This is a genomic window from Candidatus Saccharibacteria bacterium, from assembly GCA_016699955.1.
Lineage (GTDB): Bacteria > Patescibacteriota > Saccharimonadia > Saccharimonadales > UBA4665 > JAGXIT01.
Genome location: CP064993.1, coordinates 207,123 through 220,008, shown reverse-complemented (window position 1 = coordinate 220,008; position 12,886 = coordinate 207,123). Strand labels below are relative to the sequence as shown.

Here is a 12,886-nt window from a genome sequence, read left to right as displayed (position 1 = left end):
AAGTCGCAAAGCTTGAGCACTCTAGGGGTAAGGAGTATACTGTAACGGGGATATTGTACTTATGTTTGGTATACAAAAAAGAGCGGTAAAAGGAGCGGTTTTTCTGGCGGTTTGCCTGCTATTCGGCATGGCCTTTTTCCTAAGCTCCCCACACACCGACGCTGCCATCAACCAGCAGATAAATTTCCAAGGTAAGCTGACCAACCCAGATGGGACAAATGTCACTAATGGGGCATATTCAATTGTTTTCAGTATTTACACCGTTAGCTCGGGCGGTTCGGCAGTGTGGACAGAGACCCAGCCTTCCGTGTCAGTCGCAGACGGAATATTTCAGGTTTCTCTTGGGAGCGTGACTAGCCTGCCTGGTAGCGTCGACTTCAACACAAACTCGCTGTACTTGGGGGTAAAAGTCGGGGCAGATGCGGAAATGACGCCGCGTATACAGTTCACCGCCTCGCCGTATGCTTTCAATGCCGACCAAGTTGATGGGCTCACAAGCGCCCAATTCGTACAGCTTGCGCAGGGGGTACAGAGCGACACGTCTACCACCAGCGCTTCCATTGGTGTCAATAAGACAGGCGCAACTGCGAGTGTGATGGACTTGCAACGAAATGGTGCCACGGTATTCTCGGTGGGAAATAACGGAGCGGTACTTATGAAGAACCAAGCAGACTCCGCCACGGCTTTCCAAATCCAATCTACTGGTAGTGTTGCCATACTTAGTGCCGACACAAGCGGTAGTGAGGTAGTAATAGGCTCGAACGCCACTGACACCACGCAAGTATTGCTCCAGCTCGATTCATTCAGCACATTCGCGGACACCGCTACATGCGGCACTACTACGAACCAGGGCGGCCTGTACTATAACACCAGTACAAATGTCATCCGAGGCTGTGTCAATGGTACCTGGGAAGACATGGTGTCAACTGCCGGCTTGGGACTACAACTATTCGGTGTCCTGCCAGACAGTGGAGCAAACCCCGGGGATATTTATGGTGTAACAGCAGCAATTAATGGTCCATGCAAGGTTGCGGTAGGGGCGAACACGACAACTGTTTCTTGGACAGGATGCACCGCGTATTCTGGCGGTAGGAAAGTCATAGTTACTGCAGGTACGGCTACCACGACAAACGCCGTTGCAGCCAGGTTCCAGCACCTATGTCTTACAGGTGCAAATAATCAGCCAGCTCTTTCTGCATCGGGAACTGAAACAGCGAACCTCGCCACCGTATCTTTCCCGTCTGCCACGTCCCCTATATTGTGTCTGGCAGATATTGGTTTTACCGGTGCCAACAACACCATTACGCAGATTTACGATACTAGGACATACACTACGACCGAAAAGGCTACTGTGGCGCTTAATAGCGCCATCGGCATCGGTACTATTGTCACCTTCGTTGCTACCAAGGGTGTTGTTCAGAGCACAACTACAGCAAATTTTAATAATATCGGAGGCGTTATAGTCGCGACAACCGGGGCAGCGTCTACCACTACAATCAACGCAATCATGGCAACCGGAGGACCGGCTGCAGTCAAAGCAATCACTGGTTCAAATACTGTAAACTCGTACCTATTCACTTCGGCAACAGCAGGCTATGCTCGCACGGTGGCGACCAAACCGACAGAAGGTACCGGAACCATCTATAATGTGCTTGGCAATGCTCGAACAGTATGGAGTGGTGCTACTGCTTGTGCGGCCAATGCCGATAACTGCGCAGGTTCAATAGTAACTTTCATAGACAAACGCTAAGCATGGCTTATAAAAAAACGAGACGTCGCCTGGTCGTAACCTTTACAGTTCTCCTCTTGAGTGTCATCGTGGTTGCTGCTGGTGCCTTTGTGCTTAAACAGATGGCTGAAAGTCGGACGGTTATAAGCCAACAGATACTCGATCAGGCTGACTTCATTATTTTCTACCCAGGGGATACAACAAAGTTAGACACAGTGTGGCAGCTGCAAAAAGATCGGACCAGCTACGACAAAGAAAGCGGGGTTCTGACACTCCACGCCTTACAAGCGAGTACTGGACGACAGGTGGTATTGAATGAACAGCCTACACCAGGGGCATTCGCAGATGTACCAACCCAGTACAGCAGGATGCTCAACACCCTCAACGAATATGATGAGCTCCAGATAGGATTCGGGACAGTAGCTCTCACTCGCCCCAAAGAATTAAACGGGGGACAATCTGCAGTAGCAAACAAAGCAGGCACACTTATATTTGCAAAACCATCCGTCAACTTTACCAATGAGGAATGGCGAGATTTCTTCGATAGCCTTCGTATTCTTCGTTAGATGTGCGTAAGGACACAAAAGTATTAAAAGGTATGCATGAATCAGCGCCACCGTTATGGTGATGGCGCTGATGTTTATCGGCTGGCGTTAGACGCTGAGCCGCATCTGTGTATTTATTGGAACTTGAACAGTGCTTTCTGGCTGCTGCCATCTATGAGCTGAACGTTGAATACGCGGCACGTGTTTTCCCAACTTTTAACGGTTCGCCAATCATACTCAAACTTGTTCTTACCTATTCTTTCTAAGCCGCTATTCTTAGGCGATAGTGTAGCTTCCGGGGAGCCAATAGTTGCAAGCGTGCTGCAGTTTACTCGCTGGGATGTCGGTTCGCCGGCAGCTAAGATGTCAGTAACACCATGAGGCACATCTTTGATTTTCATTTCTATCGAAAGTACTTGCCCTGCTTGAGCTTTATTTACTTTCGAGTAATCTTTCGTTCCGCCGCTGAACCCAACAAAATTGTAGTCGCTTGTATGTGTTGGGAACCCTGACGCCCATGCACTCGCGGTCGTAGAATGGATTTGGACCAATATATCTCCTCCGCCCAGAGTCTGACGCGAGAAGACACAGGGGTTCGGCGTAGCAGTCGTCTGATCGGTACATTCTGATACGACCGTGCCGTTTCTGGTTATTTGTAAGGTGCTTGCCGATTCACCGGAAGGCACCACAGACGAGTCGATAGTGAAACTAAGAGTCAGTGGGCTCTCCACAGTTTCGGTAGGCGCCGTGATATTCAGTTGCCGGTCAAAGAACGTGTAGCTATTCGTTGGGCTGTTTATGTCGTCTGACTGTACGATGACGATGGATACCGGTCCACCTGTTGGTGTAGTGACGCTAGCCTCGATAGGGTTAGCTGATGTAGCGCCGTCATTTTCATAGTCAGAGGTTACCGTACCGCCAGGCGTGGCATTCTCTGTGATATTTTTTGACACAGTTATAGCAATGTTCGACCCAAGAGCCTCTAGGTCACTAACTGAGTAAGTACGCTGATTCCCAGCAGGGTCTTGGACGAAGATAGTCGGCAGCCAAGTGCCACCTTCGGCGTACAAGGGCAAAAAAACGTCGGAAATGAATACACCGTTATTTTCAGGAATATGCAATGAGCCGTACACTGTTTTGCCTGTCGGCGAGGTGTACCCGATGTATGACGTGCCGTTGATACCTGAGAGGTTATCGGTTACTGTTCCCGTCAATGTCATCACAGCACCCCCAAACGGTATGTTATCTGCCGGAGGATTAGCAAACGTGACATCAACATCCGACAAGGTAGGTGGTGTAGTATCGCTTGTTCCTACAATAGATACTCGGGCATCGATTCCACGGGCGAGTAGTTCGTTATTTGACAGGTGGACTATATTGCCAGCTCCGTCAGCTATAAAGAGGTCAGGTGTCCATATGCCCGTCTCCGAATATTGGTTGAAGTATGCTGCGCAATCATAGTCCGCAACGGTTGATGTATGCCCGTCCATGATATTACAAACGGCCGGAGCCATTACTTGATTACCTGAGGGAGAAGTATAGGTGAGCGTTGGGATACCGAAGCCTGAAACATTATCTGTCATATGCACGGTGAAATTGGTAGATGGGATGTAGCCGGTTACGTCTAATTCCCCAGGACCAATTCGCGTGATACTGACGAGCTCCGGATTTGTCGTATCACCTTGCCCGGTCAGTGTTACGTCGATATTTATGCCCATAACTTGTAACTGCGAATCTGTATAGGTAACTTTGTTGCCTGAGTAGTCCTCTAGGTACATTGTGGGCGTCCAGACGCCTGCTTCTGAGTATTGTGGGAAGCTTGTTATCGAAATCCACTCGGAGGCGTCTACGCCGTTTGAGCCCCCGCTGGCAGTCTGGTTTCCGGAAGGCGAGGTGTATACGATGAGGGGTGCTTGGCTACCGGATAAATCGTCGTTGGCTTGGACGTTCACTAGTAGCTCATTGTAGCCTTGGTATGTCGTATTCTCGGTATTCATCGTAGCCCCAGAGGTTATACTCGCTGCAACAAGAGTTGGCGGAGCCAAATCTGATACAGCCCTGACTTGCCCTAGCATATTCATTGGTATAACCAATGCCAGAACTACTAAGACGGACAATGCCCGAAAGAGAATCGATTGACGGTATAGCCTTTTTTTAACACGTTCTATCTGTGTTTTTACAAGTTGGATTCTTTGACTAATCATGCTACCCCCCAAACATTAAATTTGTGCCCACTCTTACTAATACTCCTCAAGACAATTGGTTGCAATATTGTTATTTTACAACAAAAAGTTGTAATAATCACTATAATGTATATTATGCAAACTGTATGCAATACTGACCATTTCGTTACTTCGGGGTGGGGTTTTCGCGCATTGCCTGAGGGCTATCAAGTGAGTTGTGACTTTGGGAGTCCACGTGTAATACTGATACCATGAAATTGCTTTACATTGGTGATGTGATGGCCGAGCAGGGTATGCAGGCGGTTGAAAAAGTACTGCCAGGTCTTATTGCCGCCGAAGCTCTAGATTTTGTAGTCGCACAGGCCGAAAATGTGACGGACGGAAAGGGGATGAACCCACAAGACATGCAGCGCTTGCAGTCAGCTGGTGTGCAGGCATTTTCAGGCGGGAACCATACGCCACATCTGTTGAGTTTAACTTCATTTTTAGAAAATCCGGCCGAACCAGTCGTTGGCCCAGCCAATATGGTTGGCTGCCCGGGGCCTGGCTACAAGCTGGTCGAGACGTCAAAAGGCGGGGTACTAGTTGTTAGTATTCTCGGCAGTATTGTCGGTAAGCAGGCAGACATTGAGACGGAAAATCCACTCAAAAAAATCGATGAAATTTTAAACATCGTTACGCGCGAATCGTACGTTGCGAGCGTTGTAAACATTCACGGTGATTTTAGTAGCGAAAAAATTGTGTTTGGCCATTATCTCGATGGCCGCATGAGTGTCGTCATTGGCGATCACTGGCATGTGCCAACCGCGGATGCTCAGGTGCTACCAAAAGGGACAGCACACATGACCGATATTGGCATGTGCGGCTCACTTGATTCGAGCCTAGGTGTGACTTTTGGCAGCATCATACCCCGCTGGCGAGACAACTACCAAACTCGTAACAAGCTTGAAACATCCGGCCGCATGCAGTTCAATGCCTTACTTATCGAGGTTAATGAAGCCACTAGCCGTGCTCAGTCGGTTCGCCATATCCGCGAGGTATGGTAATGGCAAAACCAAAAAAGTTCCAACGGACGGTCTTAAAAGTGCTTGGCGGGGTAGGGTATTTTACGCTGTTTATGGAGTGGTTTTGGTTGCTCGCACTGTATCTCCCAAGGATTATTGACTCAGAAATAGGCGAGACTATATTTCCAAAGTCTGAGCCGAAGCCCGTGGAAGTACCGCCCGTTGAAGCCGTGCCTCTCGAGCCTTCGCTGCTTATGACCGTCATATTTGTAGCGCTCGGTCTCGCAGTCTTTGTACTGCTCGTTTACGTGGTGTTTGCAAAATACATTCCGGGCGCAACAAAATCCGCCCGCAAGGTTGTGCATGTTGCCACAGAAAAAACGGTGCCCATTATTGCCCACAAGCCACTAGAAAAAATTCCGGCTCGCAAACGCAATTTGCTTACCGAACGCGTCCAGTTTTGGGTTAAATTTGGAGCGGCGAGTGTGCCACTGGTTGTTGTGTTTGTAAGTCGATTCCATAGCTCGAGCATAGAATCACAGCTGCTCTCTCTAGGCTTTGCCCTGATGTGTGGTGTTTCAGTGGCTGCTTTTACATTGCAAATTGTCATCGCTCAGCGCTGGGGTGCGCCTAAAGCCAGCGTTGAATAGTACCCCAACACTCCCCACCCACAAAAGTATTCCCCGAGATCGGTTTACCTAAGTGGAGCTAGTAGAATACTGATGTGAGATAGAAAGATAAACGGCAACTCAAAGTACAGGAAGTGATGTCTGTGCCTTCAGTTGGTTGAATAGTTTCTTGCTCATAGTTCTCCAGCAAATACCCACCTTAATATTAGAATGAGTATCGCCCCTACTGAACCGCTGAATAGACCAGTTAGCCATTGATTATCATTGGCATACTGTTTAAACACCCCAGTCGGAAATATCCAGTGTTTTTTCAGGAATCGCTTGCCTTTAGCACCGAGCACATGGTATTCACCTTGCTCTTGAGGGAGATTAAAAAAACCACAGTCAATAGCTAGTTCAAAAACTTCGCGTACATCATCCGTCGTCAGCTTTTTAAGCTAGTTGCAATCGTGTCTGGCGAAGTTGGAGCATATGAACCCATGCTTTTATCGCGTACATACTCTAGAACAGACCTTGCCTTTAAGCATTGACCCATGCGCTGAATTATACGCCTAATCATTCAGAACCTATGTACTTGCTGTGTGGGGATAGTCTCCGGTCGTTGGTCCACCTACCGAACATCTAGCACACTAGTATCCACCGTCGCCTGCTCGTAACCCTTCAAGCTTTGCAGGTATTCAATCGGTGTCATCATGTCTAGCATACTATGCGGTCGGTAAAAGTTGTAGTCGAGACAATCTTCGTTACAAAACTCTCTTAATTCGACAAGTGTGTGCGAATTCGTTGTTAGCCGTTTGTATCTATCCTTGTCTACTCCGTGCGGTCGCTCGACTCGACCGTTGAGATGTGGCGATGACGGCGGGATGCGGAGGTGCTCAATCCCATGTTCTCTGAGCCACCGGACAGTCGGGCACTCTGTTTCCGGTCTCACTTGCGGCAAATGGTCGTAGGTGAACTCTGTGCCATTGTCGGTCTGAATCCCTTTGAACCTGAAAGCTGGGTCAAAGAACCTGACCGCATGCTCAAGAAAATCTACCGTTGTCGCAGGGTCGCATCCAGGATAGATCCGTTTGTATTTTATCCTCGTAGCACAGTCGACGATGTCATACTGGTAGCCTTTGCGCTTCCAATGTTTGACATCCATCTGTCCGACTTCGCCCGGGTAATACTCACGGTCACTGAGCTGGCGGGTTTTGCGTACCTTCTTTTTGCGCTCTTCTAGTAACTTTGCTCGGCTCAGGATGTTGTGGACACCGTGCACAGATGTGGCGACGCCGTAATCCCGCCTGAGGACATGCGCAAGAGCATTTTCGCCGTAACCAAGACCAAGGCGAAGCTGCACGACGAGACTCACTACCTCGTCATCGGCGTCATTAGTGTGGCTCTTTGGCGTACGAGGCATATCGTACAGGCTCGTCAGGGCTTTGCCCTGACTCACCCAGCGACTATGCCAGTAGTAATATGTTCGTCGAGGAATGCCGTAGAACCGGCAGGCTGCCGCAACATTCCCGAGTTCTTCGGCTTTACGAAACCACCCTAAACGAATCCGTGCTCCATACACGAGCAATTGTTTCTCTGTCATCTTGCGGTATCTCACTTTCACTCCTTTCTACTTTAGTGAGGTGATGAAAGTGTGCAAGATGTATGGGAGGTTAATATAGTCTCCGGTCGTTGCTATTGATATAATAAATACTATAGTATGTAATATACATAATGAGTGAACTTGGTTCTGCTTCATCTGAAGCAAACAATGACTTTTTGGCTGAACACGAAAAAGAAGTTCGTGATTTCTTAGATATTGTTCACGGTTCATTAGACCGTGCCACCTCTGAAAGAGGTAATAATGGTCAGCTGATTAAGCCAATCAATGACGAAAATCTTTTTGCCGTTAAATGGGACACAAATGCTCCCCAATTACCAGAACGATTGGCTGCCCTAACAACCTTTGCGGCGGGAGTACCTGTAACTGTTCAGGCACGGTATAGATATGGTGAGTGGGCTTCAATGGTTAATATTTGGATTTCCCCACAAGATACGATCCATAAATCTTTTAGTCTTGGTTTGAGGGTAGATCCCCGAACAGGCGAAGTCAGTGACTTCGGCAGCACTGCAAGTGCTAGTGAATACGGCGGACAAATAAGAATTGATGAAGAGGAAGCAAAAGCTGTTGTCGACGCTATATTTGCTGGAAACCCTGAGTATCAGTCAGGCGCTGATGGACTTAGCGTAACTGACGCTTTTCAATTAGGTATAGCAACCCAGTCCGACTTTAATGGCGAACAGTATACTGTTGAAGTTGCTGAAAAAACATTTGCAGCCCATTCTCGTAGGCGTAACGTAGTACAGGGGGGACAATTTGACTTGAAAGTACGAGTATTAGACCGCTCACACCCAAATGGTGAACCGAGTAAAACTTGGGTAACACTAAAGCGACATGTTGAACCAGTGGACTACGACCCTAATGGTGTTCTTGACGGTATATTTGAGCAAGAGCTGGAAATAGTAAAGGAAGCCGACGGTAGGATAAGAAGTATTACACGAAAATCATCGGTCAAAATGTTTGATGAACCTGCCGTTACACGGGTAAATGGTAAAGAAACAGTCGTTACAATGCTTAATGTAATTGAAGACGGCATTCCGCCCAAGCTGGCAGAAAAACTCTATCCCACACCTGAACCTACAATAGAAGACTTACAATTCTTTCAACGACTGCTTTCACAGCCCATTACTGGACAAGATTTATACGTTTCATAAATCGGCGTTTTGATGCCGCTCAATCCACCTTGAACGTAATAAAAAACACCCCCGTAAAACAGAGGTGGTAATATGCTGGTCGGGGAGACAGGATTTGAACCTGCGACCCCGCGGTCCCAAACCGCGTGCGCTACCGGACTGCGCCACTCCCCGATCATAAATGATTATACTGCATAGCAATGACCCGACAAAACAAATGGTCGGGGTGGCGGGATTTGAACCCACGACCTCGTCGTCCCGAACGACGCGCGCTACCAAGCTGCGCTACACCCCGTAAACTGCAACGACTAAATTATAACACCACCGAATCGAGCTCTCGAAAGTTATGTCTGTCGATTTTTTATTTGGCAGTGTACTATAAACATACCTAACCATGGAGAGCAAACGATGAAAGAAGAAGAAACAAAGAGTGTTTCAGCCGAACCGACATCTGTCGGAGAGTCAAAACCTTCCCCAAAGTTACCAAAAAAATGGCTGTATGTACTCTTTGGTTTGGTTTTGCTCGGTAGCATGTTATTTTATGGTTTCATATTGGGCGCTCGAAAAGGCAGTGCGCCTGCGCCGTATAAACAATCCCAGACAAACAACACCCCTGATAAATCATCATCCCAGACGAAACCAGCCCCACAGGACACTGCCGAGTCAGCTGCTTGTGCAAGCGGGTTGAAACGCTACGCAGACAAGTCGGTTGGCGTAACATTTTGCTATCCCAGTAGTTGGGGCGTAGCTACGCTGGCAGACGCCAAAATTGGCAGCGGCGATACCGGCAGCCGGCAACTTATAAGGTTTGCAGATAACCCGTTTGTGAGCGTGGGCGGAGCCAGTGACGATTGGTCGACCACAGTCGGGCGAGGTGTCGGCTGCCTTGAGCCGCAAAATACTATGCCAGCACTAAGCAGCTACAACACAGACTGGCACAATATATCTGGCAGCGGGATGGCCGTAGACTATGCGGAACGTAGTCTACCGAGTGCCGTGGGCGGCTATAGCATAATCGAAACAGTCTCGAGTATGATCGTAGAGGGCGTTTGCGTACATGGCTACAAGCAGATCAATGGCTCACGCTACAAAGTAGTTTCGGCCGCCTTTTACCGCGACTTTGCTGAAGCCTCTGGCATTACCACACCGTCTGCGCATATGGCCGAACCTACTGTCCTTTTCTCTACGCAGCAGCGCAGTGATTTCGACAATCTCCTCGCCAGCCTTGAATCGTACTAGTTCAGAAGCGTACAATACGACTTGATGCAACTAACAAACATGGCGCTGGCTGTCGGGGTGGTTTTTGTCTTGCTGCTTTTAAGTGAGTGGGGGTGGCGGCGACATTGGATGCACGGTGAGGTCGGGCGTAAGTTTGTGCACGTCACCGTAGGAACTTTTGTCGCTTTCTGGCCGTATTTTCTGGACTGGACAGAGATTCGGCTGCTAAGCCTCGCGTTTTTTGTGGTAGTTCTGGCAGCGATGCATCTTGGCGTATTTCGCGCAATCGGTAGTGTGCAACGCCCGACGTACGGCGAGATATTTTTTGCGTTGAGTGTGGGATTGCTGACACTCATCACAGACTCAAAGGGCATATACGCAGCAGCCATTCTGCAGATGGCACTTGCCGACGGTTTTGCAGCCATTGTTGGCAGCAGGTTTGGTACGCAAAACAAGTATCACCTCTTTGGACGAACAAAAAGCATCGTTGGTAGCCTGACCTTCTTTGTTATCTCACTTGGCTTACTCATCGGCTACAGTCACTTTTCTGTCAGCGGTCTTGAATGGCAATATGTGATTGCTACGGCCTGTCTCGCAACGTTTCTTGAGAATATAGCTGCACTTGGTTTTGATAACCTGCTTGTGCCGGTAGCAGTCGGGTTGCTCATACAAACCGTAACGGCATAAACACAAGCATTGTAAAACGGCATTTACATTGCATAAAGTACATAATTTGTAAGATATCTCACATTTTTTTCTTAGTGAAGATGTACTATATAAGCAAAGACAAAATTATTCAATCACAACAAAGCATAATAACAATGTTTTAATTAGTCGCTTGCAGGTGAGGTGCAGCAGGAGGCTTTATGTATAAGTTAGTAGTTAAACGTTTCGCAGGTAGGCTGAAATACGCCTCGGTAGCATTTGCATACGCTGCAATGCTCGTAACATCATTTTGGTCGCCACTGATGGGTGGAAAAGCGTTTGCAAACGGACAGTACTCGCAGAATAATCAAAAAGTATTTGTCTGTAAGTATGTTGGTACACCTGGCGTAAACGAAAGGCTACAGACAGGGCAGAACCCAATCAGCGTAAGTACAAACGCCATTCAGAATTACCAAGGAGTCGGCTCTTTCTTCAGCGATGCACAGGGTCGCTCGTACGTACTAGCGGAGGATAACCACCAGCCAGACCCTTCAGTAACACTGTGCCCGGCCGCACAAGGCCCGACAGTCGTATCTGTGCCAGCAGTTCCCAGCACTAATGATCCATGTGGCCCCAATAACGCAACCTGGAACAAGCCTGCCGACACCAATCAGCTCGACTGGTCACTGCAGAACGGCGTGCTCAAGGTTACAGGCAAAGCAGGCTATGTTTTTCCGGGCAATCAGACAACGTATACGTACGGCACGGCCCAGGACGGCAATGTTGCCTGCTTCATTCCTGTACAACCCACAACCCCTGTCGTAAAAGATGACAAATGTGGGCTTTCAAACGATACGTACACCATTCCCTCGGTTCTAGGCGTGAAGTATTTGGTAAATAATAATGTCGTATCTGCAGGTACACGTTCAACAAATGGTGCGACAAGCGTTACGATAACAGCGCAGGCTATGCCAGGCTATGTATTGAACGGTCAGAGCAGCTGGACGCTAACTTTTACCAACCTGTCATGCGTCAAAGAAGTGCAGGTGACTCCTCCAAAAGTGCAAAATGACCCATGCGGAGATAAAGACGATACATACACAATCCCGGCAGTTGAAGGCGTGAAGTTTTACATCAACGGCCACTACGTGCAACCGGGTACTTACGACACATATGGGGATATGAATATCAAGATAACTGCAGTTGCGCAACCGGGTTACAAGATTGTCGGCGATGATTGTTGGACGCTGCATTTTAGCGACGACCTATGCATAATCTCTGTCCACGCCAAGAAGCCGACCGTGAAGCATGACCCATGTGGAACCAAGTATGATTCGTACTACATTCCGTACGTGGAAGGGGTCAAATACTACGTCAATGGCCATTATGTCCAGCCAGGTGTACACTTTACGCACGGCGCGACTAAGTTGCATATTACTGTTAAGGCTGCACAGGGCTACAAAATCGTTGGCGATGATCACTGGACGCTCTGTTTCGACGATGACCCTTGTGTCATTAAAGTCACCCCAGTTACGCCAACTCCACCAGAAGTAGTGTGTGGGGCTGGCAACGATGAATATACACTGCCTGAAGTCGACGGGATTGACTACGAAGCAACGTGGGAAGGTGACACGCTAGTGATAACCGCAACACCACAGCAGGGCTTCAAGTTCCCGCGAGAAGTTCAGACGAGCTGGAGATACGTAGACGAAGCAACGTACTGCCCAGCTGTGCCAGCCGATCCGACACGGCGTGTCGTCTGTGGTCCAAACAACGATGTCATCACACTGCCAGAGACCGAGAACGTGACCTATACTCAGACTGGTTGGGTTAATGGCAAGAACGTTGTTACCGCGACACCAGACGAAGGGTACTATCTGGATGGCGTCGAAGGTGAGGTGGCAACATGGACCTTTACTGACGAAAACACGTCCTGCGGGCAAGTGCTCGGCGAAACTACGACCACACCCTCGGTTACGACTAAACCCTCAGCAGCGCAACTCGAAAATACAGGAGCCAGTCTCACGTTTCCAATGCTACTGAGCACGGGCGTGCTTGGTATCGCACTGCTGACATTCCTCCAAAGCGATAAGCGTGGCAACAAGTTTGCAAGTCGTTTGCAGCGCCTAGCGGCACGTTTCAAAGATGAGTTCGCTCAGCCGTTTGTACTACCAGTAGCGTAGACGCTTTGAAGCACTTA

10 protein-coding genes and 2 tRNA genes are annotated in these 12,886 nt (G+C 48.6%); 8 read left to right on the top strand and 4 right to left on the bottom strand.

Annotated elements, in window-relative coordinates:
• Window positions 1–61: 61 nt before the first annotated feature.
• Window positions 62–1,750 carry a hypothetical protein gene (locus IPL85_01135; protein QQS20045.1) on the top strand — a complete coding sequence of 563 codons (1,689 nt, stop codon included), beginning with the start codon at window positions 62–64 and terminating at the stop codon, window positions 1,748–1,750.
• 2 nt (window positions 1,751–1,752) lie between these two features.
• Window positions 1,753–2,295, top strand: a complete 543-nt coding sequence (locus tag IPL85_01130) for a hypothetical protein (protein QQS20044.1) — start codon at window positions 1,753–1,755, stop codon at window positions 2,293–2,295.
• Between the two features lie 113 nt (window positions 2,296–2,408).
• Here the strand turns inward: IPL85_01130 and IPL85_01125 are convergent, their stop codons facing one another.
• Window positions 2,409–4,349: a PxKF domain-containing protein gene (locus tag IPL85_01125; GenBank protein ID QQS20043.1), complete on the bottom strand. Its 1,941-nt coding sequence runs from the start codon at window positions 4,347–4,349 to the stop codon at window positions 2,409–2,411.
• A gap of 359 nt (window positions 4,350–4,708) precedes the next feature.
• On the opposite strand from IPL85_01125, the gene IPL85_01120 reads away from it, so the two are divergent.
• Both IPL85_01120 and IPL85_01115 read left to right on the top strand, forming a co-directional pair.
• Complete coding sequence (locus IPL85_01120) at window positions 4,709–5,503, top strand: YmdB family metallophosphoesterase (protein ID QQS20042.1); 795 nt, start codon at window positions 4,709–4,711, stop codon at window positions 5,501–5,503.
• Window positions 5,503–6,111: a hypothetical protein gene (locus IPL85_01115; GenBank protein QQS20041.1), complete on the top strand. Its 609-nt coding sequence runs from the start codon at window positions 5,503–5,505 to the stop codon at window positions 6,109–6,111. The genes IPL85_01120 and IPL85_01115 overlap by 1 nt, the downstream gene beginning before the upstream one ends.
• Window positions 6,112–6,700: 589 nt before the next feature.
• On the opposite strand, the gene IPL85_01110 is transcribed toward IPL85_01115, so the two are convergent.
• Window positions 6,701–7,672 (bottom strand): DDE-type integrase/transposase/recombinase, encoded by a 972-nt coding sequence (locus IPL85_01110; GenBank protein ID QQS20040.1) that lies wholly within the window; start codon window positions 7,670–7,672, stop codon window positions 6,701–6,703.
• A 131-nt stretch (window positions 7,673–7,803) separates the two neighbouring features.
• Here IPL85_01110 and IPL85_01105 point away from each other — a divergent pair, with 131 nt between their 5' ends.
• Window positions 7,804–8,844 (top strand): hypothetical protein, encoded by a 1,041-nt coding sequence (locus tag IPL85_01105; GenBank protein ID QQS20039.1) that lies wholly within the window; start codon window positions 7,804–7,806, stop codon window positions 8,842–8,844.
• A gap of 76 nt (window positions 8,845–8,920) precedes the next feature.
• On the opposite strand, the gene IPL85_01100 is transcribed toward IPL85_01105, so the two are convergent.
• A tRNA-Pro gene (locus IPL85_01100) sits at window positions 8,921–8,997 on the bottom strand.
• 44 nt (window positions 8,998–9,041) lie between these two features.
• A tRNA-Pro gene (locus IPL85_01095) sits at window positions 9,042–9,118 on the bottom strand.
• A 113-nt stretch (window positions 9,119–9,231) separates the two neighbouring features.
• Between IPL85_01095 and IPL85_01090 the strand changes: the two genes are divergently transcribed.
• The 3 genes from IPL85_01090 to IPL85_01080 all read left to right on the top strand — a co-directional run bounded on the left by IPL85_01090 (window position 9,232) and on the right by IPL85_01080 (window position 12,869).
• Window positions 9,232–10,062, top strand: coding sequence for a hypothetical protein (locus tag IPL85_01090; GenBank protein QQS20038.1), 831 nt, complete (start codon window positions 9,232–9,234; stop codon window positions 10,060–10,062).
• 24 nt (window positions 10,063–10,086) lie between these two features.
• On the top strand, window positions 10,087–10,728 hold the full coding sequence (locus IPL85_01085) for a hypothetical protein (GenBank protein QQS20037.1): 642 nt from the start codon (window positions 10,087–10,089) through the stop codon (window positions 10,726–10,728).
• Between the two features lie 179 nt (window positions 10,729–10,907).
• Window positions 10,908–12,869, top strand: coding sequence for a hypothetical protein (locus IPL85_01080; GenBank protein QQS20036.1), 1,962 nt, complete (start codon window positions 10,908–10,910; stop codon window positions 12,867–12,869).
• The last annotated feature ends 17 nt before the right edge of the window (window positions 12,870–12,886 follow it).